Genomic DNA, 25,285 nt, shown 5'->3' on the forward strand with positions numbered 1-25,285 from the left:
AATGAATTTGGAGAACTTAATTTTAAATATATACACAAAAAGGTTAAGAATCCTCTTGTGAAGGATTCTTAACCGAATTACCTGATAACCAGGCTAATGTTATTTAAGTTCAACTTCAGCTCCAGCTTCTTCCAATGTTTTCTTCAATGATTCTGCTTCGTCTTTAGCCAAACCTTCTTTTACTACACTAGGAGCACCGTCTACCATGTCCTTAGCTTCTTTCAAGCCAAGACCACAAGCTTCTTTAACGGCCTTAACAACCTGAAGTTTAGCTGCACCAGCGCTCTTCAATACTACGTCGAAAGAAGATTTTTCTTCTGCGGCAGCAGCACCAGCTGCAGGACCAGCAGCAACAGCTACAGCTGCAGCAGCAGGTTCAATACCATATTCTTCTTTAAGGATAGTTGCAAGTTCATTAACTTCTTTTACTGTCAAGTTAACTAATTGTTCTGCAAAAGCTTTCAAATCTGCCATTTTTTGTATGATTTTAATGTTTAATTTACTAAATAAAATGTGTTATAATTATCTTTCACCAAGAGTTTTGAGAACTCCGTGAAGGGTGTTGCCACCTGATTGAAGAGCAGAAATAACATTCTTGGCCGGTGATTGCAACAGGGCAACGATATCGGCAATAACTTCATTTTTACTCTTAATAGCTACGAGAGCATCCAACTGGTCAGCACCAACATAGAAGCTTTCTTCTGCGTATGCGGCTTTCAGTCCCGGAATACCATCTTTAGATTTATCCTTGATCAGTTTAGCAGGTGCGTTTGCAACATTGCAAAACATCACAGCTGTTGTACCTTTCAAAGAATCGTAAAGAGGAGAGAAATCACCTTCAATGCTTTCAAGTGCTTTATGAAGCAATGTATTCTTGACTACCATCAATTTGATGTCAGCCTTGAAACAAGCTCTTCTCAATTCACTTGTTGCAGCAGCATTCATAGCTGTTGTATCTACCAAATAGAAGTGACCATATTCCTGTACTGTAGCAGCAATCTGCTCAATAATCGTATTTTTATCTTCCTTTCTCATTGTTACTCTGTTTTATTAGATTTCCTCTACTGATTTCGGGTCAATTTTGATACCCGCACTCATTGTACTAGAAAGATAAATACTCTTAATATATGTACCCTTGGCTGCAGTCGGTTTCAACTTATTCAATGTAGAGATGAATTCTTTCGCGTTGTCGCGAATCTGCTCTGCAGTGAATGAAACCTTACCAATTGAAGTATGAACAATACCGCTCTTATCAACTTTGAAGTCAATCTTGCCTTGTTTTACTTCTCTTACAGCTTTAGCAACATCCATAGTTACGGTACCACTCTTCGGGTTCGGCATCAATCCACGAGGACCGAGTACACGACCGAGTGCACCAATTTTACCCATGATAGATGGCATAGTGATAATCACATCAATATCAGTCCATCCACCTTTGATCTTTTCAATATATTCGTCAAGACCAACATAGTCAGCACCAGCTTCTTTTGCAGCAGCTTCAGCATCCGGTGTACAAAGTACCAATACACGTACTTGCTTTCCAGTACCGTGAGGAAGTGAAACGACACCTCTCACCATTTGGTTTGCTTTACGTGGATCAACACCTAAACGTACATCAATATCTAATGAAGCATCAAACTTAGTAAAAGTGATTTCCTTTACCAAAGATGCAGCTTCTTTCAGTGAGTATGCTTTCCCTGCTTCAATTTTTCCTGCAGCTAACTTTTGATTTTTTGTCAGTTTACCCATTACAATTGAAGTTTATTAATTATTAACCGGGAACTCCCCTTTTACAGCGATACCCATACTTCTAGCTGTACCTGCAACCATTCTCATGGCAGCTTCCACAGTAAAACAGTTCAAGTCAACCATTTTGTCCTGAGCAATCGCACGAACCTGTTCCCAAGTAATCTCGGCAACTTTCTTACGGTTAGGCTCAGCAGAACCACTCTTTACCTTAGCCACTTCAAGCAACTGAATGGCAACGGGAGGAGTCTTGATTACAAAATCGAAAGACTTATCTGCGTAGTAAGTAATGATAACAGGTAAAATCTTACCTGCTTTGTCTTGGGTTCTGGCGTTGAATTGCTTGCAAAACTCCATGATGTTGATTCCCTTAGAACCTAATGCAGGTCCAACGGGAGGTGATGGGTTTGCCGCGCCTCCTTTAATCTGTAATTTGATTAGTCCAGCAACTTCTTTAGCCATTTTTTTATTAATTTATATATAACATTAAACGAAGGACAACTACAGCGTAACAATTCTGCGTTATTCCTTTTCCACTTGCATAAAGCCTAATTCAAGCGGCGTCTTGCGCCCGAATATCTTTACCATGACCTTCAGTTTCTTTTTTTCACTATTAACTTCTTCAATGATGCCACTGAATCCGCTAAAAGGACCAAAAGTAACCTTTACAGTTTCGCCTACAATATACGGAACATTTAAGTCTTCACCCGTTTCTTGCAGTTCATCCACTGTACCAAGTATACGATTCACTTCCGACTGTCTGAGGGGAACCGGTTTATCGGAACCTCCCAAGAAACCTATCACATTAGGAGTATTTCTCAGATGGTGAGAAACCTCACCAACCAAAGCAGCCTCCACCAAAACGTAACCAGGAAGATAACTTCTTTCTTTCACAATTTTCTTACCATTGCGAACCTGATATACCTTTTCGGTAGGAATCAATACCTGAGACACATATTCGCCAAGGTCGCTGTTTTTAATATCAGCTTCAAGATACTCTTTCACCTTAGCTTCTTTTCCGCTAATAGCACGCAAAACGTACCATTTCTTTTCAATCTCAGACATCGTAATTCCTCTCTTTTTAATGTGGATAAATTATTTTTTCCATAAAATTCTGGAAACAGAAGTCCATCGCGAACACTACCAATGCGATAAGCAGGGAAGCATATAAAACAACTACCGCACTGTTAGTTAGTTCTGAATACGTAGGCCACGACACTTTATGAACAAGTTCGTCGTAAGATTCTTTAATATAAGCTACTACTTTTTTCATTTCATAAATATTAGCACGGGAGGAGAGGCTCGAACTCCCGACACCCGGTTTTGGAGACCGGTGCTCTACCAACTGAGCTACTCCCGTTTGTACATAATCAGTTCCCGATATTACTACCGGGAACTGATTAATATTTGGTTTTAGTCGATAATTTCAGTAATCTGACCAGCACCTACTGTACGTCCACCTTCGCGGATAGCGAAACGAAGACCGATGTTCAGTGCAACCGGATAGATCAACTCTACAGTGATAGTTACGTTATCACCCGGCATTACCATTTCAGTTCCTTCCGGAAGAGTGATTTCACCTGTACAGTCCATAGTACGCAGATAGAACTGAGGACGATATTTGTTATGGAATGGAGTGTGACGACCACCTTCTTCTTTCTTCAGGATATAAACCTCTGCTTTGAATTTAGAGTGAGGTTTAATCTGACCCGGTTTACAAAGAACCATACCACGTTTGATTTCGTTCTTGTCAACACCACGAAGCAACAGACCTACGTTGTCACCAGCTTCACCCTGATCCAGAAGTTTGCGGAACATTTCAACACCTGTTACAACTGATTTCTTATCTTCACCCAAACCGAGGATTTCGATTTCATCACCTACATGGATAACACCAGTTTCGATACGACCTGTAGCTACAGTACCACGACCTGTGATAGAGAACACGTCTTCTACCGGCATCAAGAAAGGTTTATCAACATCGCGCGGAGGCAGTGGAATCCAAGTATCAACAGCTTCCATCAGTTCCATTACTTTGTCTTCCCATTTTTCTACGCCGTTCAATGCACCAAGAGCAGAACCCTGAATGATCGGAGTATTGTCACCGTCGAAATCATAGAATGAAAGCAATTCTCTCATTTCCATTTCAACAAGTTCCAACATCTCAGCATCTTCAACCATATCGCACTTGTTCATGAATACAACCAGCTTCGGAACGTTTACCTGACGAGCCAAAAGGATGTGCTCACGAGTCTGAGGCATCGGACCATCAGTAGCAGCAACTACAATGATAGCACCGTCCATCTGAGCAGCACCAGTAACCATGTTCTTTACGTAGTCAGCGTGACCCGGACAGTCAACGTGTGCGTAGTGACGGTTAGCAGTTTCATACTCAACGTGTGAAGTATTGATAGTAATACCTCTTTCTTTTTCTTCAGGAGCATTATCGATAGAATCGAAAGAACGAAGTTCAGAAAGACCTTTCTTTGCCAACACAGTAGTGATAGCAGCAGTCAAAGTGGTTTTACCGTGGTCAACGTGACCGATTGTACCAATGTTTACGTGCGGTTTGGTACGTTCAAATTTCTCTTTAGCCATAGCTTTACTTGTTATTTATTTGATTAATAATCAGCATTTACATCTTACAGAGCTGTTACCGGGATTTGAACCCGGGACCTCTTCCTTACCAAGGAAGTGCTCTACCACTGAGCTATAACAGCGAAAAAAGAGAGCGGAAGACGGGGCTCAAACCCGCGACCCTCAGCTTGGAAGGCTAATGCTCTATCAACTGAGCTACTTCCGCATTTGCCAAAGTTTTCACTCTGTCTTCTTTGTGGGCAAAGATGGATTCGAACCACCGAAGGCGTAAGCCAGCAGATTTACAGTCTGCCCCATTTGGCCACTCTGGTATTTGCCCTTTATACGAAACCCAAACATTGAAATAGATAATAAAACTCCCGATTCCACTTATTTAGGTTCTTCTTTTTCTTGAGCCTCTTGTCGGATTCGAACCAACGACCCCGAGATTACAAATCACGTGCTCTGGCCAACTGAGCTAAAGAGGCGTTTTTACTTAAAAAATGCAACCGTCACGTCCTAACGCGAGCGAAACGGCTGCAAATTTAGTTATTTATTTCTTTCCCGCAAAATATTTGCGATATTTTTATTTATTTCGTTGCTTTTCCTTGTATTTAACCAACTGTTTTTCCAATGCTTCCACACACAAGTCGACTGCTTCCTCAAAAGTATCGCATATTTTACTTGCATGAAAATCATTATTCGGAACCAGCACCGTAATGCCGGCTTCTTTATTCTCCGCAGTTTCTGGTTTAACTACCTTTAATGACACCTCCACTTTCTTTATATCTTCGTAATATTTTTCCAACTTAGACACTTTCTTCTGAATGAAAGCCTGCAATTGTTCTGTTGCATCAAAGTGAATCGATTGAATTCTAATTTCCATACTTACCTCCTTTTTTAGGCTCGTGGATGAGCTTGTTTATACACTTTTTTAAGTTCTTCAAAAGTGGTATGCGTATAAATCTCCGTAGTCGCCAGACTACTGTGACCCAAAAGCTCTTTCACCGCACCCAACTCCGCATCATTATTCAGCATCGTTGTGGCAAAAGTATGTCTCAACACGTGAGGACTACGCTTTTTAAGCGTTACCACCTTCGAAAGGTTCCGTTTCACTAAATTATAGACTAGATTCTTATAAAGCCGCTCACCATTCTCTCTTACAAAAAAGGCATCCGACCTTCCGGAAATCATTTCGTTTCTTATATCAACATACTCAAGCATCGTCTCTTTCAACTCATCGCCAAAAGGTATCAAACGCTGCTTATTCCTCTTCCCCGTTACTTTCAGAAGAGAAGCAGAGAAATCCACATCCTTATCATCCAGACCGATCAACTCAGAGAGACGCATGCCCGTAGCATAAAACATCTCAATAATCAGACGATCCCGACAACCTTTAAGCCCTTCACCAAAATCTGTATCATCCAGCAATTTATTCATTTCACTCTCTTTCAAGAAAGAGGGAAGTGGCTTTTTATTTTTCGGTCCTGTTATTTTACGCAATGGATCGACGCTCACCTCTCCCTGTCTGAGAAGATATTTATAAAATGACCGGAGAGAACTTAGCTTACGGTTTACCGAAGTTGAAGTATACCCCTGATCCATCAGTGAAACAATCCACTCACGAACCAGTTCTGGCTTCACCTCCGCCGGATCAAACTTCTCCATCCTTTCCTGAGCAAACTCCCGCAACTGCGAAATATCCTCGCCGTAAGCCAGTACGGTTTTCTCAGAATAATTCCGCTCGTACCGGAGATAATCAAGAAAAGAATCTGTTAACATAATATCGCTACATCTATAATTCTGCAACGAATGTATGAAAAGAATTCAATAATTCAAAGGAAATTACGAATTATTAATCTTCTACTTGCTGAAGTTTTTGCACGTAAACTGCACGTTCTTTCTTAAGTCTTTTAGTTACAGACGGTTTATCAAACTGTTGTCTGCTTCTCAACTCTTTAACGATGCCAGTTTTTTCAAATTTTCTCTTAAACTTCTTCAGCGCTTTTTCAATGTTTTCGCCTTCTTTTACAGGTACTACAATCATTTTGTTATTATTAAATATGTTATGGTTTAAAATTTCCGCAGTCAAATTGCGCCGCAAAATTACACATACTTTCTTTATTCACAAAACTTTCGGCAATTATTTCTCAAAATCAATGCAAAAGGTACAGAAAGTAGTTATCTTTGGAGAGTATAACGATATAATATATATAATGTATGAAACAGTCAATCAGTGAACGGATACATGCATTACGCATGTGGTTTAAACCCAACATTCAAGCATTCATCATTCCCAGCACAGACCCTCACCTCAGCGAATACGTAGCACCGCACTGGAAATCAAGAGAGTGGATATCAGGATTTACCGGCTCGGCAGGTACGGTAGTGATTACTGAAAAAAAAGCCGGACTTTGGACTGACTCAAGATATTTTCTACAGGCAGCAGAGCAATTGCAGGGAAGCGGTATCGATCTATACAAAGAGATGTTACCGGAAACTCCAAGTATCACAAAATTCCTTTCCGACGAGCTACAGCCGGGCGAATCCGTAGGTATCGATGGAAAAATGTTCTCTGTTGAACAAGTAGAAAGTATGCAAGCGGAACTTTCAGCAAAGAACATTCAGATTGTGTTCTGTCCCGACCCCATGGACGAGCTTTGGGAAAACCGACCGCCCATGCTGGAGTCTCCCGCTTTTGTATACGATATCAAATACGCCGGCAAAAGTTGCTCTGAAAAGATTGCAGCCATTCGTACAGAGTTGAAAAAGAAAAGCGCAGAAAGCGTGATGCTGTCAGCTTTAGACGAAATAGCCTGGACTTTGAATCTGCGTGGCAATGATGTACATTGCAATCCGGTAGTAGTGAGCTATCTGCTTATAACAGAAAAAAAAGCAGTATTATTCATTGCACCGGAGAAAGTGACAGAAGAGGTACGGAATTATTTAGAAGAGCAACAGATAGAGATACAAAACTATTCAGATACAGAGATTTACTTATCTGATCTCAATAGTTCAAGTATCTTAATGAATCCTGCAAAAACCAACTATTCTGTTTTCTCTTCGGTAAATCCCCAATGCCGGATTATACGGGGAGAAGCGCCGGTAGCTCTATTGAAAGCCATACGTAACGAACAAGAAATCAAAGGCATTCATGCAGCCATGCAACGTGATGGCGTAGCATTAGTCAAGTTTCTGAGATGGCTGGAGTCGGCTGTTCCCTCCGGAACAGAAACAGAATTAAGCATTGACCGTAAATTGCACGCATTTCGTGCGACACAAGATTTATATGCAGGCGAAAGCTTCGATACCATCGCAGGCTACAAAGAACATGGAGCTATTGTACACTATTCGGCAACCGAGGAAAGCAACGCAACATTGCACCCGAAAGGTTTTCTTCTCCTCGACTCAGGAGCTCAATACCTGGATGGTACTACGGACATTACACGTACCATTGCGTTAGGCGAACTGACTACAGAAGAAAAAACAGATTATACATTGGTTCTGAAAGGACATATCGCACTGGCGATGGCCGTATTCCCTTCAGGTACCAGAGGGGCACAGCTGGATGTCCTCGCACGCATGCCGTTATGGAGTCATAAAATGAACTTCCTACATGGTACAGGTCATGGTGTAGGTCATTTCTTAAGTGTACACGAAGGACCGCAAAGCATTCGCATGAACGAAAACCCCATTGTATTGCAACCCGGAATGGTCACCTCAAATGAACCGGGAGTGTACAAAGGCGGTAGTCATGGAATCCGTACGGAAAACCTGACACTGGTATGCAGCGCCGGTGAAGGCCTGTTCGGTGAATACCTGAAGTTCGAAACAATTACGCTCTGCCCTATCTGCAAGAAGGGAATCATCAAAGAGTTATTAACTGCCGATGAGGTCGACTGGTTGAATAATTACCACCAGCAGGTATACGAAAAGCTGTCTCCCAAGCTGAACGAAGAAGAAAAGGCATGGCTGAAAGAAGCTACAGCAGCAATCTGACAAATCGGAAAAATAGCTCAGTCCTTACTGGCTGCAAAATAGTTATTTATGCAAGTCAGCGGCTGAATTTGAAATAAGTATAAAACAACAATCTATGGCTTTAATAAAATCAGTAAGAGGTTTTACTCCCGAATTTGGAGAAAACTGTTTTCTGGCCGATAACGCCACCATCATCGGCGATGTAAAAATGGGACAGAATTGTAGCATTTGGTTCAGCACCGTGTTGAGAGGAGATGTAAACTCGATCCGCATGGGTGATGGAGTGAACATACAGGACGGAAGTGTCTTACACACTCTTTACGAAAAATCAACCATCGAAATAGGTAACTATGTATCGGTAGGGCACAATGTGACAATCCATGGTGCAACAGTAAAGGACTATGCTTTGATCGGCATGGGATCGACCTTGCTCGATCATGCAGTCATTGGCGAAGGCGCAATCGTTGCCGCAGGCTCACTTGTACTGAGCAATACCATCATCGAACCGGGAAGTATTTGGGGAGGTGTACCGGCCAAGTTCATAAAGAAGGTAGATCCGGAACAAGCTAAAGAACTGAACCAGAAAATAGCTCACAACTACCTGATGTATTCTGACTGGTATAAATAATTCCACCTCTACATAATATACAAAATAGAGGGTGTTCAAAACTCGTATTCACCATAGGCTGCACGGATTTACACAGATAAATATTATCGGTTATCAGCAGATTAAAAATCGTTTTGTGTAAATCTGTGTAATCTGTAGTGAGTTATGAAACACCCTCTATTTTATTTATCTCCTTTCGAACAGGAAACTTAAAAGTTTATCATATGCAGTACTTTCTCCGTTGCTCCGGAATTACCAATGACATAATTACCGGCATTCGTGCCGGTCTTCTTCAGGAATGCTTCATCGGTTAAAAGTCTGTCGAGCAATATTTTCAGTTCATTGTAATCCTTAATGGAATAGGCTCCCCCGGCTTCGATTAGTTGCATAGCTTCCATAAATTTCTGGTATTTGGGTCCGAAAATTACCGGAATGCCATATACAGCCGCTTCAAGCGTATTGTGAATCCCGACTCCAAAACCACCACCGATATAAGCAATTTCCCCATAACGATAGATCGAAGAGAGCAAACCGAAACAATCGATTATCAAGCAGTCCGCCTTCCGGACATTCTTTTCATCTGCACGGGTATAGCGTACAGAAGGACGTTTCAATTTACCTATAATCTCTACCAGATGATTTTCATCGATTACGTGAGGAGCTATAATCAACTTCATCTCAGGGTGACTATTAAAATATTCGATGAAAAGATCTTCGTCCGGCCCCCATGAACTTCCTGCCACAAAAGTAAATGCACCGTTTTTAAACTGCTCCACCAACGGCAACTCTTTTGCCTGCTCCCGAATCTGCAGGACGCGGTCGAAGCGGGTATCTCCCACTACCGTTACCCTTGTGATACCGATCTTGGCAAGAAAACGCTTTGAAGCCTCATTCTGCACAAACAGATGATCAAAATCTTTCAGTACATTTCGATAAGTCCCTCCGTACCATTTGAAAAAAATCTGATCTTTGCGGAAAATAGACGAAACACTGTAAACGGGAATACGACGTTTGTGCAATTCGTCCAGATAGTTCTTCCAGAATTCATATTTAATGAAGAAAGCCATACAAGGATTCACGATATCCAGAAACTTCTTCACATTACGAGGTTTATCAAACGGCAAATAGCAAACAATATCTGCTCCTCTATAGTTCTTCCGGACTTCATATCCCGAAGGAGAAAAGAACGTTTGCAGTATTTTATAATCGGGATATCGCTCCCGTATACTCTCAATTAAAGGACGTCCCTGCTCAAACTCCCCCAGAGAAGCGGCGTGAAACCAAATGTAACGCTCGTCTTTCTCTACCTGTTGGCGAAGAAGATCGTACACCACCCAGTGCCCCTTCATCATCTTCCGGGGTTTGCGACTGAATGGTGCAGCCAAATGCACCAGAAGGTCGTAAATTCCTATTGCCAGATCGTAAAACATACCTCCGGATCCTTATTTCAAAACCTCTACGGCACGTTTCATGCGAGCCAATGTTTCTTCTTTTCCCAACACCCAGGAAATATCGAACATATGAGGACCTTTGCCCTCACCTACCAGCGTCAGGCGGAAAGCATTCATAATATTACCTGTATGATAACCCTTCTCGGCAATCCAATCCATTACTATTTTTTCTTGACCTTCAATGCTGAAATCTTCAATTCCGGCCAATACCTCCGCCAGTTCGGTCATACATTTAGCCGAATCCTCTTTCCAGCGTTTCTTAACCGTCTTTTCGTCATATTCCGTCGGAGCCACAAAGAAGAAACTGCATACCTCCCATAGTTCTTTAACAAAGCTGACACGGTCTTTCATCATACCAACCACCGTCACCACCTTTTCGAAAGGAGCTTCTACTCCATGCTCTTTCAGCACCGGTACAAACAGCTCGGCTATCTCTTTGTCAGATTTCTGCTGAATGTAAGTATGATTGAACCAGATACCTTTTTTATAATCAAATTTTGCACCCGACTTGCTGCAACGATGCAGGTCGAACAGACGGATCAGCTCGTCCATAGACATCACTTCCTGGTCGTTACCCGGATTCCATCCCAGCAGAGCAAGGAAATTGATAACAGCCTCGGGCAGATAACCTGATTCACGATAACCGGAAGAAATCTCACCGCTCTTCGGGTCATGCCACTCAAGAGGGAATACAGGGAATCCCAAACGATCACCGTCACGTTTACTCAGTTTTCCATTGCCTTCCGGTTTCAGCAGCAAAGGCAAGTGGGCAAAAGCCGGCATAGTATCTTCCCAGCCGAATGCACGATACAGCAGCACGTGCAGCGGAGCGGAAGGCAGCCACTCTTCACCACGAATCACGTGTGACACCTCCATTAAATGGTCATCTACGATATTGGCCAGGTGATAAGTAGGCAGTTCGTCGGCCGATTTATATAAAACTTTATCATCAAGGATAGACGAATTGATAACCACTTCGCCACGAATCAAGTCGTTCACATGGATATCCTCGTTCGGTTCTATTTTGAAACGTACCACATATTGTTTTCCGTCAGCGATCAGCGCTTCCACTTCTTCTTTCGGGAGCGTCAACGAATTGCGCATTCCCACACGGGTAGACGCATCATACTGGAAATTAGCTATTTCAGCACGCTTGGCATCCAGTTCTTCCGGAGTATCGAAAGCGATGTAGGCCTTTCCGTTATCAAGTAACACTTGTACATACTTCTTGTATATTTCACGACGTTCCGACTGGCGGTACGGTCCGTATTCTCCTCCGAAACTTACACCTTCATCAAACTGTATTCCTAACCATTTGAAAGACTCCAGAATATATTCTTCCGCACCCGGAACGAAACGGTTGGAATCCGTATCCTCGATACGGAAAATCAAATCTCCCCCATGCTGGCGGGCAAACAGATAATTATACAAAGCGGTACGCACACCACCTATATGCAATGCTCCTGTTGGGCTCGGAGCAAAACGAACTCTTACTTTTCTTTCTGCCATAATTTGCGTTAGTATAGGTAAATCGTGGCAAAATTAAACCTTTTTTTCCACACTATTGTTTTTTTTTGTACTTTTCGCAAAAAATTCAAGGGTTATGGAACACTGGAAGAAGAAAAATAGTTTCTCATACAAAGATTTGTTATATAAAGCGCTGATTTTCGTCGGTACTGTGGCGTTCATTGTTTACTTCCTGCCCCGTGACGGGAAGTTTAACTATCAGTTTGACATTAACAAACCATGGAAGTATGGCCAGTTAATGGCAACTTTCGATTTTCCGATCTACAAAGACGAAGCGGTAGTAAAACGGGAACAAGACAGTCTTCTGGCTTCTTTCCAGCCTTACTTTGAACTGGACAAAGAAGTGGAGAAGAGTGCCCTTGCCAAACTGAAAGAGAATTATCATGCCCATCTGAAAGGCATATTGCCTTCGACGGACTACATCCGATACATCGAGAGAGGCCTGAAAGCCATCTATCAATCGGGAGTCGTATCGACAGAAGAGATGCGAACCCTCCTCCACGACAGCATCTCTTCTGTCATGGTGATTGAAGATAAGTTGGCCAACCAACGGACGACCGACGGCATCTATACCGTAAAGAGAGCCTACGAGAATCTTATATCGGGTGATACCGCCCATTATAACAGAGACATCCTGCGGCAATGTGCACTCAACGAATACATTACCCCCAATCTCATTTACGATTCTGTGCGTACGGAGACAGCCCGGAAAGAATTGCTCGACAACTACTCCTGGGCAAACGGAGTAGTACAAAGCGGCCAGAAAATCATTGACCGTGGAGAGATAGTCAACAAACAAACCTATAACATCCTGGAATCTTTGCGCAAGGAATCTATCAAGCGAAGCGAATCCATCGGACAGAAGCGACTGATCTTGGGCGGACAAATCTTGTTTGTCGGCATATTGATACTCTGCTTTATGCTTTACCTGGAACTGTTCCGCAAAGATTATTATGAACGCAAAGGCAGCTTATCGTTACTCTTCGCCCTGATCGTGTTCTATTGTGTCATCACGGCGCTTATGGTGACAAACAATATATTCAATGTGTACATCCTGCCCTATGCCATGCTCCCGATTATTATCCGGGTCTTCCTCGATTCGCGTACGGCATTCCTGACACATGTCATCACCATACTGATCTGCTCCATCACCCTAAGGTATCCCCACGAATTTATCCTGACACAAATAGCCGCCGGCCTGGTAGCTATCTTCAGCTTGAGAGAACTGTCACAACGTTCGCAGTTGTTCCGCACGGCCCTTCTGGTCATACTGACGTATGCAGCTATCTATTTCGCTTTTGAGCTGATCAGTGAAAACGATCTTTCGAAGCTGAACGTAAGTATGTATATCTACTTCATTATTAACGGTGTACTATTGCTTTTCGCTTATCCTCTGCTATTCCTGCTTGAGAAGACTTTTGGCTTCACGTCGAATGTTACGCTTGTAGAATTATCGAACATCAACAATGATCTGTTGAGAAGAATGTCCGAAACTGTTCCGGGTACCTTCCAACACTCCATGCAAGTGGCCAATCTGGCTGCTGAAGCTGCGATACGTATCGGAGCCAAAAGCCAGTTGGTACGTACCGGAGCATTGTATCATGACATCGGCAAAATGGAAAATCCGGCTTTCTTTACCGAAAACCAGTCCGGAGTGAACCCCCATAAGAATTTAAGTTATGAACAGAGTGCCCAGGTGGTTATCAGCCATGTGACGGACGGATTAAAACTGGCCGACAAGCATAATCTGCCTAAAGTGATCAAGGACTTTATCAGTACTCACCACGGGCGCGGAAAGACCAAGTTCTTCTACATATCCTGGAAAAACGAACATCCGGGCGAAGAACCGAACGAAGAAGTTTTCACGTATCCGGGTCCCAATCCGTTCTCGAAAGAGACAGCCATACTGATGATGGCAGACTCCGTAGAAGCCGCCTCACGCAGCTTGCCGGAGTATACCGAAGAGAGCATCAGTAATCTGGTAGATAAGATTATCGATTCGCAAGTACAAGAGGGGTATTTCAAAGAATGCCCTATCACATTCAAAGACATCGCGACGATAAAAGCTGTATTCAAAGAAAAACTGAAAACGATTTATCACACACGCATCAGCTATCCTGAGTTAAAGAAGTAAGGAGTCCGGCACAAGCATCCTCAAGTATGTCGAGCACGTATTCAAAGCCCTCCGCACCTCCATAATAAGGGTCTGGCACGTGATCGGCAGGGATGCGGGTACAGTATTCCGTCATCCGGTGGATCTTTTTCCACTCTGCCGGAGAGGGTGCTTTCTCCTTCAGATCGTCCATGTTCCGATCATCCATACCGATTATAAGATCGAAGTTGTAAAAATCTTCCGTACAGACAGGACGCGAACGATGTACTAGTTCATATCCTCTGCGGGCGGCATGGGCACGCATACGGCTATCGGGCAGTTCCCCCTGGTGATAAGCCAATATACCGGCTGAATCAATCACAAACTCTTTTTCCAGGCCGGCTTCTTTAATCAGATGAAGCATCACGCCTTCTGCCGTAGAAGAGCGGCAAATGTTGCCGAGGCAAACGAAAAGTATTTTCATTTTCTATCTATTTTTCAATATATTATAAATGATATAAAATCATTGGTTTACACTGTAGTTTACTTTTGCTAATATTGTATTCATGTAGTGGAAAACCATTTGTATAGCAAAAATAGATTTTTTTCTTCATATTAGAAAAAATCTCCGTACCTTTGTGCCGACATATTAAGATTAAAACGAAGAAGCGTTTAGTCATATCCTTGCTGCCAAAAATCGCCAAATTTTAAGCACCACAAAGGATATGGACAACTAAATGCTCACGCACTCGTTATACGGGGGCGTGGGCTGTTGTTCTTTTGTGGTGTGGGTGTTTGGCGATACCTTGGCGGCAGATGAACTAACAGTTCCCACGCCTCTTATTTATATTAACCGTTCGGTTGGGTCTGTCGAACACACAAAATCTTATTTTATATGAAGAAACATGTAATTGGCTTTGCACTTATTGGGTGTATTGCTCTTTCATCTTGCAGTACAGTGAATTATATGAGTACTGACAAATTGAAAGCGAATTATGAGACAAAAATCAATCACACTACATTTCTTGGTAAAACTTTGTTCAAGACTGATAAGAAGAAAAAAGACACCTATGAAAATGTAAAAGTGTACATGAATGAAAATGAAGTAGGAAAAGATTTTGAAGTAGTTGCATTGGGGTCATACACTCCTTGGATTCTGCCATTAGTAAGACCCGAACGTCCAAGACTTGAAAAATACCTCTTATGGAAAGCCGCACGTAAGGCTCGCAAACTTGGCGCAAATGGTGCAATTATTGATAACAAGAACAATTTTCGTGTTATTAAAACCAAGTAAAAACGACATAAATCTATCTTAACAGCAAAAAACATGAAGAAGTATATATATTTTTTTTCTATAACACTATTAGCCACGTTATCATTTACTCTTATGTCATGTGGTGATGATGATGAAAACAATGAAACGAATGGTAACACCATTGAAATTAATGGTGTAATGAGAACTGTATCCACTATTGCAGGATTGGAGGGTTCTTGGAGTAATGGTAGCGGAGAGTTTACACTCACAGTTGACAATGTAAAAAACGGTACTAATGACCTTGAATATTACATGTTTTCCTTTCAAAATGCTGCTGACCTAAAAAAAGGAGATGATGTATCAAAGATGCAACTCACTTTATCCCCTCCCGAAGCCTCTTATTGGGAAAGTTATTCATACCAAAGCGGCAAAGCAACCGTAATGGCTACCAACAAAGAAAAAAGGGAAATAACCATCCAATTTGAACAACTTGAAATGGTATATAAAGGCGACATTTACAAATTTAATGGCACTGCAACCCTTATGTATGATTTTGGGAATTAACACAGTTAAAACAAAACAAGAGGGCTACAAACCCTCTTGCTTCATATTAACCTACAACTTAAATTCTTTTTTCAAACGTTGCACCGTTGAGGCTGATGTATCAGTAAGTTTTGCCACTTGACGCACGGACAACCCTTGTCGTAATGCTTTTAATACGTCCTTGTATTCCTCCCTTTTTTTGTCCACAGATTTAGTACTGCCCTCCTTTCTGCCAAGCCTCCCACCCTTGGCAATATACTGTTGCCTCCCACTATTCAAACGGAATTTGATATTCTCACGCTCTAATTGCGCACAAGTTGAGAGGGTGGCGAGCATTATAGCTGCGAACATGGACGGTTGTTTTTCATCATCCAATAATGTAAACTTTTCTTTCTGCATATACAGATTGATTTTATCATCTACAAGCCCCTTAACGGTTTCCAATACTTCAAAGGCATTACGTCCCAATCTGCTCAACTCCGACACTAACAGCATATCGATACGCTCCGTCCGACAAAACTCTAAAGCCTCAACGAGAACTGGACGTTCCGTATTCCTCTTCGCTCCGCTAACTTTTTCCTCAAATACTTTTACAATTTCCATTTTGGCATATTCGGCATAAGATTTAAGGTCTGCTACCTGCCTATCGGTTGTTTGTCTATCAGTAGTAGAACTAACACGTGCATAGATTATTGCTCTCATATCTTGACTTTTTAATTATACCACAAAGATAGTTCTTTTCTTTATTGTATGCAAATTAATCAAAGAATATTTTGAATACAATTTAGATGTATTCTTTTATATCATTATAGATTTATTTGAATACAATTATTATTTGAATACATAATAATATAATGCTACGCATTTTGTACCACATAAAACTTTAATCTATAATTAATTAAATCAAGAAAGGCTGCTTTCGCAGGGTGCTTTGTTAATACCCCTACGAGAGCGGTCTTATACATCTTAATCAAAGTTGGAAAATTGAAATGCTCTTTCCTTTATAAGAAAAACGTAGCAATCTATTGGTGAAATAATATAGCATATCAAAAAGCAAATCTTGACTTTGGGATTGTGATGCCAATGTAGCCATTAGTAATTCATCGGGAAATGTCTCGCCTTTCCATTGGTAAAACTCTTTGAGATGTTCATTCTTTATTGTCAATTCTACCCGATAGTTTTTATTTTTAAGCCCATTCCATTGTGGAATATAATTTTTGTTTGATTTTTCCAATTCTCGCTTTTTATCATATATCTTCAAACTTAATCCGTCTTTCTTTTTAGGACTAACATAGACACTCAATGTCTTTAATCTACGCTGATTTCCTGTTTTTACGTGTAAAATATCGTCTAAGATTTCATCCTTATTGGAACGTATAGTACCATTCAACACCACTATATAATCATCATCAAATTGTGCCTTACTAATTTTTTTCGCAAAATCAATATTAGTATCTAAAGCGATATGTAAATCTGTAATGTTGTTGAGGCTTAACCCTAATTCGTCTGCAATGTAATCAACGCTGCTCAACCAATTACATTTATTACTGTCATATATGCTAAAGACCTCATAGAATGCCCAATTCTCTATATACAGCCACACATAGTTAACCTTATCGTCTCCCATGCTACGCAGTTTCGTTTTTAATGTAGCGAATTTCCTTTCAACGAAGCCGTGTCCGGCTTCGCCGAAAGGAAACTTTATCATCACATGGAAACTATTAGCAAATAAAGCCTCATCACTTGACACACGCACAAGCCTAAAACTGTCATCGCTATCTATTAATTCATTATATTCATTCAGTTTCTTTATAACTTCATCCGTTGCCCGATAACAGAGAGTCAATTTATCAATGCTTATTATACTCTTTTTCTTTCTCATGTCTTTCTGATTTTATTCTGTTATTTTTATGATATTCTTTTAGGGAAGCACTAAGATGTTCTTTGTGCTCCTTAGTCTTCTTCAATGCTTGAAGACTTTGGGAAATATGTTTGCAGTGGGTTGCCGACTTCTTTCGCCCTCGCAAACGCATACTAATTTTCCTTTTAGTTTCCTCTTTCATATTAATCTATTATTATATAAATAAGTAGTCAGATAAGTAGGAAAGTTCAATATTTGGCTGTACTATTTTTCTGGAAAAAATCTGATATATATGCGCCAAACGGTTATGAGGTAGATAAGTTAAAATATACGCCAATTTTAAGAGCGAGGATACGTAGTACCGTACTTGCGTATTCTTATTTCATTTTTAACCCCTCCTATTCTAATAAACCAAGCTACAAATATGCCAAAAGGGGGATTTTGATAAATTCTGTAACCGCACAATTTTAAATAAGACACACCTACCTAACAGTGTTATTTCAGTCCTCTATTTATAAACTAATGCTCCTCTCGCCACTTTAGATAAGCCTCATACCTTTCTAATTCCTCCACATTTCCATTAGCCATTAAAACTTCTCGGATATTATCTTGACGTTCTTTTTCTTGCTTTTTCGCCATCTCTTTGAACAAATCTTGACCGACAATTAACGACTTATTATTAGCCGAAACAATGCTATTGACATTAAACTCTTTAAGATATGTTTCAATCTCGGACGTATTTCTACCCATATTTTGAGCGATTAGTCCTATCGGTACATTGGCATGATACAACTGACTTGCATAACTATGCCTTGCCGAATAAAAAGTCATAGGTGGCATTCCTAACCGTTTAGCTATACGTTTAAGATTGACATTAACAAGATAATTCATATAAGTCATGCGACAAAATTTAGTTTCCGCATCATCATTATTATGGTCAAAAATCGGAAAAAGATACCTTTCCATATCTTCTTCATCTAATTGGTCGTAATCGTCAAAATAACTACCAAAAGGATTGAGATACGGCATTAAATTCTGACATTCAGCAACTATATGGGTATTTTTATGTGTTTTTGCCCTACAAGTTGATATATCATAATGTAAAACTGTTCGCTTATGTGCTTCGGCATAATCAACACCTCTTAAAGCCGCATCACGCTGATATTTTTCATCATCTACGACTTCAAGCAAATGCAAATCCTTTAATTTCAAATTGGCAATATCCACCAATGCCAAACCTTGAAAGAGATAACTTGTAAGGTATAACGCTAATGAAAATTGTTCGGCATTTATGGGCGTTAACTTGTTTTGACCTTTCAATTTAAACTTCTGATTAACCCAATATTGTTTAAGGTCATGTTCACCAAACACATTGTTATCCTCTATACCTAACATACCATAACGCTGATAATAATACCTCATCAGTTTGGTAATCTCATCAAGCGATAACGCTCTTTTTCGCGTATGGGTATCTAATTTCTTACTGAAAATAAAATTTACAAATGGTGTTTCCTTTATATATTCCTGCCTTTTCGCGTAGTTAAAAACCGCCTTAAATACGTCAAAAAATTTCCTTATTGAATTATCACAATAATGGCAGTGAAGATGTTCTTCAAACTCACTTAACCAATTTGATGTTATTTCAAACAACTCTAAATCAATATTATTAGTATATCTTTTTATGCGGTTTAGCAAGGTACGATAACCTACGGCATTATTATGGCTTTGTTTTTCTTCCTTAAAAAAAGCTATTCGTTCTTCAAACAGCATAAACAAAGTAACTTGTGTCGGAAAAGACTTAGAAAGATGTTTAACAATGGTTGCGGCTGTATAATCATCTTTTCCCTCTAATGACAAAACATAATCACTTGCCTTTGTTAATTCACGAGTAATAACCATGTTATATTTACTCGCACGACTTCCTTTAACCCTTTTTTTGTCCTTATTCCATTCTGTTGATTTACAATATATACCAAGACTTTTATACGAGCGTTTACCATTATAACAAACTCGCAACATAATAGGATGCTCACCGTTAGCAAGTGTCTTACTTGTATATAATATCGGTGTAATGGTCGGTAAAGTACGTTTCATACCCTGCAATTGGTTTACTTTATGGTTTACATTATACTAATATAAAATCCTAAATTGGTTTACATTGCAAAGATATAAAATTATATAATTAATTGATTAATAGAGATAAATAAATTATTAAATATATTCTATTCGTTTCCTAAACAAACAAAAAGTATTTTCTTTTTCATGCTTTCTTACTTTTGAAATATAAAGATATAAAAATCCGCATGCAACAACGTGCCGCATGGATCTCCCAGCTACGCGTTTCTGCATGCGGTATCATATAAGTACAGTCAATAATTCTACAACGAATTCAGTATTTTGTTCGCCTTATTCACTGTTTCGGCAGCCGGAACTTCAGGGAAGTCTCTCAAGTTAAATGTGGAGAGCATTTTTTCCAGCTTCTTAAATCCGGTCTTGTTTTTCTTATCCGTAAATTCCTTGCGAAGGATCGTTATCTTTTCGTGAGCCTGAACACCCTCGATCAATTTCTCGAAACGAATGGAAGAGCGTGCTCCCGGATAAACCAGATAAGTGTCTCCACCGGCCCAGGCCTCAAAACGTGAATCGAGCAGCGGCTCTTTCGGCCAACTATTATAAGCCCAACGCAGATAGCCGTCAAGATGATCTTTGGCAGAATAATAACTCATCCAGGCAGCCTCGGCAGGATCGGAGAAGGTAAAGGTATTCGGGAAAGCTTCCGTACAGCACGTATAATAGGTAGTAGGAAGATTGTTTTGTGCACGACGTGCCAATACCTCCGCCGGATAAGAAGCTCCGATAGGAATACAATAGTCGTAGATATCCGCTTCCAGTTCTTTGTGGAAGTTACCCGCCAGCGATACTTTAAACTCAGGATCGGCTTTGCGGATCACCTGCAATGTTTTCTGCATAACCTCCATCGGGCGTTCGTCCATGGCAATGGTACAAATATCGAACCAACCTTTCTCACGTAAATGTTTAGAGAATGACTTCAACATAGCCACCCACATCTCTTCGTAAGCTTTTTCGCCCGGAGCGGTTTTCACATACTGCATACTGTTTGTAGCCTGATCGAAATATTGGAAAGACAACTTCCACGGAACCATCGAGTAGCAATTGATCTGCTTGTCGATGCCCACGCTCATCATCATCTCTACCCACTTGTCGAACACATCATAATCGAAAGCCCAAGTGCCGTCCACTTTCTTTGTCCAGGTGACCATCGATTCAAAGTAGTCATAAGTCTGTCCGTTCCAAGGTTTATGCATGATGGAAGCCGTAATAATCTTCTGTCCGGCATCCGCCAGCATCTTCATCACAGGACGCATGGCATCTATGTGTGCCTGACTCCAGAGCGGAACCTGATAATAACGTGCCACGGCAAACGGACTCTGCCACAAATCGAGGTGGAAAGCCCACTGAGACGGGGCAGGCAACACGCGTGAAGAGACTTTGATATCCATCTTCAAGGTAGACAGACGGTTATCTCCGTCTTTCACCTCGACCGTACCACGATAGACTCCCGGTGACACAGTCTGGGGAACCTGGCAATTGATCCAGATGGCCTGAGTGCTTTTAGCTTCCATAGGCATCGAAGTCAGCAAGTGGTCAATCGGATCGGCAACCAACAGAGAGTCGTAAATGGAGTGATCGGGACGATAACCACAGCCGCCACGTCCGTCTTTATTCAATTCGTCGGTCATCACATAGCGGACAAAACCTCCGCTGAATGCATCGGCCGGAAGTACATCTCCCTTAGAGTTTTTAAATTCGGAGAGAGAATAGTTCAATCCTTTCAGGTCGGTACCGGTCCAGACAACAGCCTGCGCATGGAGTTTCTCACCGCGCCATCCCTCCAGCGTAATGCTTTTCTGCGGCTGAATCACAGGTACGGCATGTTTCGCATACCGGGTATCGGTATTTCCCCATTGTACCTGAGGGGCTTTGACTGCCGCCCATTCTTTTTCGGAAGGAGCAACCGGATCGGGCAATTCTTTATAAGACTGGATGGGGAACGGGGCCTGTCCGGTCGGTGTTCCACATTGTGTCACTCCTTGCTGGGCAAGAAGCGGGCCTGTACTAACCAGGCAAGAAAGCAAAAGTGTCGTGATTCGCTTCATGGTTTCATTTTTTAAGGGTAATATATTAAGATTGGTTTTCATTACATAGGATCTACATCATAGTAAACAATCAGCGATTTAAACCGTTCGTCTTCTATCATTTCACGTTGTACCCGCAAAAGTAATTCACGGGCACGACTCATCGGCGCATTTTGTTCTATTTTAACAACTATTTTTCGTATGAACAAAGTTTGAATACGGGCAACGGGCGGTTTATCCGGTCCCAGTATCCGGTTTCCGAACAATGCGCGCAGTTTCTCGGCCATGGTGTGTGCCATCACATCAAGCAACGTCTCGTTCCGGTTTTTCAGATAGACATACACCATCCGGTAATATGGAGGATAATGAAACATCTGCCGCTCAGCCAGTTGTCCCGCCACCATATCTTCATAATCGTTCGTCATCACCTGACGGATGATGGGATGGTCTATACTTTTGGTTTGCAACACTACCCTGCCCCGTTTATTTTTTCGTCCGGCACGTCCGGCAACCTGCGCCATCAACTGGAAGGCACGTTCGTACGAACGGAAATCGGGATAATTCAGCATCGTGTCCGCATTGAGTATCCCCACCACGCTGACGTGGTCAAAGTCGAGTCCTTTGGATACCATCTGGGTACCGATCAGTATATCGGTCTTTCCCTGTTCAAAGTCTGCAATAATTTTTTCGTATGCCGACCGCGTACGTGTAGTATCGAGATCCATACGTGCTACGGAAGCTTCCGGAAAAATCAGCTTCACATCATCTTCTATCTTTTCCGTACCAAATCCTCTGTGCATCAACTCGACCCCTTCGCAAGCCGGACACGAACGGGGCAACTGGTAAGTATACCCGCAATAGTGGCAAGTCAGCTGATTGATACCTTTATGATAGGTCAGGCTGACATCACAGTTCTTGCACTTTGGTACCCATCCGCACGTGCGGCACTCTATCATCGGAGCAAATCCCCGGCGATTCTGAAACAGAATCACCTGCTGTTTATTATCGAGTGCCTCGCGGACATATTGCAGCAGCAACGGAGAGAACTGCCCCGTCATCCGCTTCTTGCGGTGCAACTCCTTTATATCTACCGGAATAATCTCCGGCAATTGAATTTCCTTATAGCGTTCTTTCAGTTCCACCCACCCGAATTTGCCGGTAGTGGCATTCTGCCAAGTCTCCACCGAAGGAGTGGCAGTACCCAGCAACGTCTTTGCCCCATACATCGAAGCCAGCACGATGGCAGCATTCCGGGCATGATAGCGCGGTGCGGGATCTTGTTGCTTATACGTATTTTCGTGTTCCTCGTCCACAATGACCAGTCCGAGATTCCGAAACGGGAGGAACACCGAAGAGCGTACCCCCAGAATAATATCGTAACCCTCCTCCGTCAACTGCTTTTGCCAGATCTCTACTCTCTCGGCGTCGGGGAACTTGGAGTGATAGATTCCCAACCGGGAGCCGAACACCCGTTTCAGCCGTTCGGTGATCTGGGTAGTCAACGCTATTTCGGGCAACAGATAAAGCACCTGCCTGCCTTGCCTCAACGTCTCTTCTATCAGGTGGATGTATACTTCGGTCTTTCCACTGGAAGTCACTCCGTGGAGCAGACAGACATTCTTCTCCTGAAAGCTCTGCATGATTTCATGATAAGCCCGTTGCTGGTGCTCGTTCAGCACGTTCAGTTCTACCGTCTTTCCGACCAAACGGTTCAACCGCCCGATTTCCTGATAATAGACCTCGAATATCTGTTTTTCTACCAATCCGTTGAAAATAGCGGGAGAAGCAGAGGCACGTTGCAGAAGTTCTTTCTTGGACACTTCTTTGGATGCACCGTCCCCCAACACGCCGGAAAGCTCCACATACTTCATCAACAACGCCAACTGTTTCGGAGCGCGCTCCAGCTCGTCAAAGATACGCCGGAGATTCTCTTCACCGGAAGCGTCTGCCGCCAGCCGGACCCGGGCTTCCGTTTTGGGTTTATAGGTGCGGCGGAGCTCTTCTTTTACAAACAGAGCTTCCTTGTCGAGCAGCGACTTGATAACGGTGAGAATGTTTTTCAATCCGCTCTCTTTCTCAAGTTTGGTGACACATTGCTCGGGTTCTTTGGCAAGCAGGTCGAGCACCAGTTGCTCGCGTTCAGAAAGAGGAGCATCCGCCTCGAAGTCGGGATTATACTCCACAATCGTCTCGCTCTCCAACTTCAGGCCGGAAGGCAATGCGGCTTTGTAAACATCACCCTGCGTACAAAGATAATAATCGGCCAGCCATTCCCAGAACCGGAACTGACCGGGCAGCAGTATCGGAGAGGTGTCAAGTACGGTAGAGATCTCTTTGACTTCATATTCGGTCGGTGCATAGTGATGCACATTGCGAACAATGGCTGTATAGTACTTCTTCCGCCCGAAAGGTACAACTACCCGGCAACCTATTTGCACCTCTTCAGCCCCTTCGTCCGGAAGGGAATAGGTAAAGCAACGGGGCAGAGGCAAAGGTAATATGACATCTACATACTTTTTCATTGTGAGGACAAAGATACAAAAAATCCCCGACGCAAGCGCCGGGGATTCGTTTATCATAAAATGATTCTGTCTTCTTAGAAAATGTAGGCTGCGGAAATCTGCCACATTTTAGTCTTATAAGAGAAATCAGCCTCTTTCCATTCTGCCGTTTTATTCAACGGAATGTTATAATTGGCACCTACTTGTAAGTGTCTCAACAGCTTCACACCAGCACCTACATTGATTCCTACCTGAGCATTTTTTTTATTCAACCGTCCAAGCTCTCCATAGTTTTTATCACCGGAGAAGTTGAAATAGAAATCCGGACCGGCTGCTACATAGATACCCAATGCGCTACCCAAACCGATAGTATACTTTAAGTTGATTGGAATATCAAGCCCATTCTGTCTGATAGACTCATCACCGACTTTTACACCTCTCTGAGCAAATAAAAGGGCACCGTCAACACCCAGACCTACCAATGGAATAGTAACCTCAGCCATCGGACCGATAAAGAATCCGGTGAAGTTGTCTGTTTTTAAATCAGACTTATTAAAATCAGCTTTTGCCAGGTTTACACCACCTTTCACACCAAACTTGATAAGTTGTGCCTGAGCAGGCATAGCCATACCGATACATACAGCTATCATTAAAGCACTAATAATCTTTTTCATAACTAAGTTGTGTTTAAAATTCGGGACAAAGATATAGTTTTAAATTAAAAAAACATTAAATCTGTTTGCATATTTTCAGCAAAGCTTTCTATTCTATAACATTACGCTACCCTATTTTGTTTTTTGATAACGTTCATATAAAGGCACATGCCATCTATCGGAAAGCCCGTGTGAGCATCTTCCTAAGGCAGCATATACCAGTTGTACAACTCGAGCAGTACCAGTTGTACAACTCGTCATACACCAGTTGCACAACTGGTATCGTCCGGGTTGCCCATCCGGTAGCTTCTCTCCTTAAAAGATACCCTTATCGTCT

At 41.9% G+C, this 25,285-nt stretch carries 25 protein-coding genes and 5 tRNA genes; 5 read left to right on the forward strand and 25 right to left on the reverse strand.

The window, feature by feature from the left end; all coding sequences use genetic code 11:
• Positions 1-99: 99 nt before the first annotated feature.
• The 15 genes from rplL to rpsU all read right to left on the reverse strand — a co-directional run bounded on the left by rplL (position 100) and on the right by rpsU (position 6,370).
• The gene (gene rplL / locus BSHG_RS01800; RefSeq protein WP_005782165.1) at positions 100-474 is read right to left on the reverse strand and encodes a 50S ribosomal protein L7/L12; all 375 of its coding nucleotides are present in this window, start codon (positions 472-474) and stop codon (positions 100-102) included.
• A 48-nt stretch (positions 475-522) separates the two neighbouring features.
• Entirely contained in the window at positions 523-1,035 is a 513-nt protein-coding gene (rplJ, locus tag BSHG_RS01795; RefSeq protein WP_005791518.1) for a 50S ribosomal protein L10, read from the reverse strand.
• Positions 1,036-1,050: 15 nt separating this feature from the next.
• Positions 1,051-1,749 carry a 50S ribosomal protein L1 gene (rplA, locus tag BSHG_RS01790; protein ID WP_005782161.1) on the reverse strand — a complete coding sequence of 233 codons (699 nt, stop codon included), beginning with the start codon at positions 1,747-1,749 and terminating at the stop codon, positions 1,051-1,053.
• A gap of 15 nt (positions 1,750-1,764) precedes the next feature.
• Positions 1,765-2,208: a 50S ribosomal protein L11 gene (rplK, locus tag BSHG_RS01785; RefSeq protein ID WP_008661412.1), complete on the reverse strand. Its 444-nt coding sequence runs from the start codon at positions 2,206-2,208 to the stop codon at positions 1,765-1,767.
• A gap of 60 nt (positions 2,209-2,268) precedes the next feature.
• Positions 2,269-2,811: a transcription termination/antitermination protein NusG gene (gene nusG / locus BSHG_RS01780; protein ID WP_005782159.1), complete on the reverse strand. Its 543-nt coding sequence runs from the start codon at positions 2,809-2,811 to the stop codon at positions 2,269-2,271.
• A gap of 16 nt (positions 2,812-2,827) precedes the next feature.
• Positions 2,828-3,019 (reverse strand): preprotein translocase subunit SecE, encoded by a 192-nt coding sequence (secE, locus tag BSHG_RS22665; protein WP_005782157.1) that lies wholly within the window; start codon positions 3,017-3,019, stop codon positions 2,828-2,830.
• Between the two features lie 14 nt (positions 3,020-3,033).
• Positions 3,034-3,106: transfer RNA gene (locus BSHG_RS01770), tRNA-Trp, on the reverse strand.
• Positions 3,107-3,159: 53 nt separating this feature from the next.
• On the reverse strand, positions 3,160-4,344 hold the full coding sequence (tuf, locus tag BSHG_RS01765; protein WP_005782155.1) for an elongation factor Tu: 1,185 nt from the start codon (positions 4,342-4,344) through the stop codon (positions 3,160-3,162).
• A gap of 50 nt (positions 4,345-4,394) precedes the next feature.
• Positions 4,395-4,466: transfer RNA gene (locus tag BSHG_RS01760), tRNA-Thr, on the reverse strand.
• 10 nt (positions 4,467-4,476) lie between these two features.
• A tRNA-Gly gene (locus BSHG_RS01755) sits at positions 4,477-4,549 on the reverse strand.
• 31 nt (positions 4,550-4,580) lie between these two features.
• Positions 4,581-4,663: transfer RNA gene (locus BSHG_RS01750), tRNA-Tyr, on the reverse strand.
• 74 nt (positions 4,664-4,737) lie between these two features.
• Positions 4,738-4,811 (reverse strand) — tRNA-Thr (locus BSHG_RS01745).
• A gap of 98 nt (positions 4,812-4,909) precedes the next feature.
• Positions 4,910-5,209 carry a ribosome hibernation-promoting factor, HPF/YfiA family gene (gene hpf, locus BSHG_RS01740; protein WP_005782154.1) on the reverse strand — a complete coding sequence of 100 codons (300 nt, stop codon included), beginning with the start codon at positions 5,207-5,209 and terminating at the stop codon, positions 4,910-4,912.
• 14 nt (positions 5,210-5,223) lie between these two features.
• A complete protein-coding gene (xerC, locus tag BSHG_RS01735) occupies positions 5,224-6,105 on the reverse strand; it encodes a tyrosine recombinase XerC (protein WP_008661416.1) in 882 nt (293 codons plus the stop codon).
• 73 nt (positions 6,106-6,178) lie between these two features.
• On the reverse strand, positions 6,179-6,370 hold the full coding sequence (rpsU, locus tag BSHG_RS01730; RefSeq protein ID WP_005782152.1) for a 30S ribosomal protein S21: 192 nt from the start codon (positions 6,368-6,370) through the stop codon (positions 6,179-6,181).
• Positions 6,371-6,543: 173 nt separating this feature from the next.
• On the opposite strand from rpsU, the gene BSHG_RS01725 reads away from it, so the two are divergent.
• Positions 6,544-8,322 carry an aminopeptidase P family protein gene (locus tag BSHG_RS01725; protein WP_008661418.1) on the forward strand — a complete coding sequence of 593 codons (1,779 nt, stop codon included), beginning with the start codon at positions 6,544-6,546 and terminating at the stop codon, positions 8,320-8,322.
• Between the two features lie 94 nt (positions 8,323-8,416).
• Positions 8,417-8,929, forward strand: coding sequence for a gamma carbonic anhydrase family protein (locus BSHG_RS01720; protein WP_005791506.1), 513 nt, complete (start codon positions 8,417-8,419; stop codon positions 8,927-8,929).
• A gap of 188 nt (positions 8,930-9,117) precedes the next feature.
• On the opposite strand, the gene BSHG_RS01715 is transcribed toward BSHG_RS01720, so the two are convergent.
• Both BSHG_RS01715 and gltX read right to left on the reverse strand, forming a co-directional pair.
• Positions 9,118-10,338: a 3-deoxy-D-manno-octulosonic acid transferase gene (locus tag BSHG_RS01715; RefSeq protein WP_008661421.1), complete on the reverse strand. Its 1,221-nt coding sequence runs from the start codon at positions 10,336-10,338 to the stop codon at positions 9,118-9,120.
• 12 nt (positions 10,339-10,350) lie between these two features.
• On the reverse strand, positions 10,351-11,868 hold the full coding sequence (gltX, locus tag BSHG_RS01710) for a glutamate--tRNA ligase (RefSeq protein WP_005791502.1): 1,518 nt from the start codon (positions 11,866-11,868) through the stop codon (positions 10,351-10,353).
• Positions 11,869-11,962: 94 nt separating this feature from the next.
• Between gltX and BSHG_RS01705 the strand changes: the two genes are divergently transcribed.
• On the forward strand, positions 11,963-14,020 hold the full coding sequence (locus BSHG_RS01705) for an HD family phosphohydrolase (RefSeq protein WP_005804119.1): 2,058 nt from the start codon (positions 11,963-11,965) through the stop codon (positions 14,018-14,020).
• Here BSHG_RS01705 and BSHG_RS01700 read toward each other — a convergent pair.
• Positions 13,995-14,462 (reverse strand): low molecular weight protein-tyrosine-phosphatase, encoded by a 468-nt coding sequence (locus tag BSHG_RS01700; protein ID WP_008661425.1) that lies wholly within the window; start codon positions 14,460-14,462, stop codon positions 13,995-13,997. The genes BSHG_RS01705 and BSHG_RS01700 overlap by 26 nt on opposite strands.
• Before the next feature lie 411 nt (positions 14,463-14,873).
• On the opposite strand from BSHG_RS01700, the gene BSHG_RS01695 reads away from it, so the two are divergent.
• The gene (locus BSHG_RS01695) at positions 14,874-15,272 is read left to right on the forward strand and encodes a hypothetical protein (protein WP_008661427.1); all 399 of its coding nucleotides are present in this window, start codon (positions 14,874-14,876) and stop codon (positions 15,270-15,272) included.
• Positions 15,273-15,305: 33 nt separating this feature from the next.
• Complete coding sequence (locus BSHG_RS01690) at positions 15,306-15,797, forward strand: hypothetical protein (protein WP_008661429.1); 492 nt, start codon at positions 15,306-15,308, stop codon at positions 15,795-15,797.
• Positions 15,798-15,848: 51 nt separating this feature from the next.
• Here the strand turns inward: BSHG_RS01690 and BSHG_RS01685 are convergent, their stop codons facing one another.
• From BSHG_RS01685 to BSHG_RS01655, 7 genes are all read right to left on the reverse strand, one after another.
• Positions 15,849-16,478: a recombinase family protein gene (locus tag BSHG_RS01685; protein ID WP_008661431.1), complete on the reverse strand. Its 630-nt coding sequence runs from the start codon at positions 16,476-16,478 to the stop codon at positions 15,849-15,851.
• A gap of 268 nt (positions 16,479-16,746) precedes the next feature.
• Positions 16,747-17,658 carry a hypothetical protein gene (locus BSHG_RS01680; protein WP_008661433.1) on the reverse strand — a complete coding sequence of 304 codons (912 nt, stop codon included), beginning with the start codon at positions 17,656-17,658 and terminating at the stop codon, positions 16,747-16,749.
• Positions 17,627-17,839 carry a hypothetical protein gene (locus tag BSHG_RS23605; RefSeq protein WP_008661435.1) on the reverse strand — a complete coding sequence of 71 codons (213 nt, stop codon included), beginning with the start codon at positions 17,837-17,839 and terminating at the stop codon, positions 17,627-17,629. The genes BSHG_RS01680 and BSHG_RS23605 overlap by 32 nt, the downstream gene beginning before the upstream one ends.
• Before the next feature lie 317 nt (positions 17,840-18,156).
• On the reverse strand, positions 18,157-19,731 hold the full coding sequence (locus tag BSHG_RS01670; protein ID WP_008661438.1) for a site-specific integrase: 1,575 nt from the start codon (positions 19,729-19,731) through the stop codon (positions 18,157-18,159).
• Between the two features lie 284 nt (positions 19,732-20,015).
• A complete protein-coding gene (locus BSHG_RS01665; protein ID WP_005791495.1) occupies positions 20,016-21,815 on the reverse strand; it encodes a DUF4091 domain-containing protein in 1,800 nt (599 codons plus the stop codon).
• Between the two features lie 41 nt (positions 21,816-21,856).
• Positions 21,857-24,316 (reverse strand): primosomal protein N', encoded by a 2,460-nt coding sequence (gene priA / locus BSHG_RS01660; RefSeq protein WP_011203607.1) that lies wholly within the window; start codon positions 24,314-24,316, stop codon positions 21,857-21,859.
• 74 nt (positions 24,317-24,390) lie between these two features.
• Positions 24,391-24,969 carry a porin family protein gene (locus BSHG_RS01655; RefSeq protein WP_005791491.1) on the reverse strand — a complete coding sequence of 193 codons (579 nt, stop codon included), beginning with the start codon at positions 24,967-24,969 and terminating at the stop codon, positions 24,391-24,393.
• Between the last annotated feature and the right edge of the window lie 316 nt (positions 24,970-25,285).

The sequence above is a fragment of the Bacteroides sp. 3_2_5 genome (assembly GCF_000159855.2).
In the GTDB taxonomy this organism is placed as follows: Bacteria; Bacteroidota; Bacteroidia; order Bacteroidales; family Bacteroidaceae; genus Bacteroides; species Bacteroides fragilis.

Coding starts and splice junctions, on each gene's coding strand:
- rplL (WP_005782165.1), bottom strand. CDS start 474: ATGGCAGATTTGAAAGCTTTTGCAGAACAATTAGTTAACTTGACAGTA.
- rplJ (WP_005791518.1), bottom strand. CDS start 1,035: ATGAGAAAGGAAGATAAAAATACGATTATTGAGCAGATTGCTGCTACA.
- rplA (WP_005782161.1), bottom strand. CDS start 1,749: ATGGGTAAACTGACAAAAAATCAAAAGTTAGCTGCAGGAAAAATTGAA.
- rplK (WP_008661412.1), bottom strand. CDS start 2,208: ATGGCTAAAGAAGTTGCTGGACTAATCAAATTACAGATTAAAGGAGGC.
- nusG (WP_005782159.1), bottom strand. CDS start 2,811: ATGTCTGAGATTGAAAAGAAATGGTACGTTTTGCGTGCTATTAGCGGA.
- secE (WP_005782157.1), bottom strand. CDS start 3,019: ATGAAAAAAGTAGTAGCTTATATTAAAGAATCTTACGACGAACTTGTT.
- tuf (WP_005782155.1), bottom strand. CDS start 4,344: ATGGCTAAAGAGAAATTTGAACGTACCAAACCGCACGTAAACATTGGT.
- hpf (WP_005782154.1), bottom strand. CDS start 5,209: ATGGAAATTAGAATTCAATCGATTCACTTTGATGCAACAGAACAATTG.
- xerC (WP_008661416.1), bottom strand. CDS start 6,105: ATGTTAACAGATTCTTTTCTTGATTATCTCCGGTACGAGCGGAATTAT.
- rpsU (WP_005782152.1), bottom strand. CDS start 6,370: ATGATTGTAGTACCTGTAAAAGAAGGCGAAAACATTGAAAAAGCGCTG.
- BSHG_RS01725 (WP_008661418.1), top strand. CDS start 6,544: ATGAAACAGTCAATCAGTGAACGGATACATGCATTACGCATGTGGTTT.
- BSHG_RS01720 (WP_005791506.1), top strand. CDS start 8,417: ATGGCTTTAATAAAATCAGTAAGAGGTTTTACTCCCGAATTTGGAGAA.
- BSHG_RS01715 (WP_008661421.1), bottom strand. CDS start 10,338: ATGTTTTACGATCTGGCAATAGGAATTTACGACCTTCTGGTGCATTTG.
- gltX (WP_005791502.1), bottom strand. CDS start 11,868: ATGGCAGAAAGAAAAGTAAGAGTTCGTTTTGCTCCGAGCCCAACAGGA.
- BSHG_RS01705 (WP_005804119.1), top strand. CDS start 11,963: ATGGAACACTGGAAGAAGAAAAATAGTTTCTCATACAAAGATTTGTTA.
- BSHG_RS01700 (WP_008661425.1), bottom strand. CDS start 14,462: ATGAAAATACTTTTCGTTTGCCTCGGCAACATTTGCCGCTCTTCTACG.
- BSHG_RS01695 (WP_008661427.1), top strand. CDS start 14,874: ATGAAGAAACATGTAATTGGCTTTGCACTTATTGGGTGTATTGCTCTT.
- BSHG_RS01690 (WP_008661429.1), top strand. CDS start 15,306: ATGAAGAAGTATATATATTTTTTTTCTATAACACTATTAGCCACGTTA.
- BSHG_RS01685 (WP_008661431.1), bottom strand. CDS start 16,478: ATGAGAGCAATAATCTATGCACGTGTTAGTTCTACTACTGATAGACAA.
- BSHG_RS01680 (WP_008661433.1), bottom strand. CDS start 17,658: ATGAGAAAGAAAAAGAGTATAATAAGCATTGATAAATTGACTCTCTGT.
- BSHG_RS23605 (WP_008661435.1), bottom strand. CDS start 17,839: ATGAAAGAGGAAACTAAAAGGAAAATTAGTATGCGTTTGCGAGGGCGA.
- BSHG_RS01670 (WP_008661438.1), bottom strand. CDS start 19,731: ATGAAACGTACTTTACCGACCATTACACCGATATTATATACAAGTAAG.
- BSHG_RS01665 (WP_005791495.1), bottom strand. CDS start 21,815: ATGAAGCGAATCACGACACTTTTGCTTTCTTGCCTGGTTAGTACAGGC.
- priA (WP_011203607.1), bottom strand. CDS start 24,316: ATGAAAAAGTATGTAGATGTCATATTACCTTTGCCTCTGCCCCGTTGC.
- BSHG_RS01655 (WP_005791491.1), bottom strand. CDS start 24,969: ATGAAAAAGATTATTAGTGCTTTAATGATAGCTGTATGTATCGGTATG.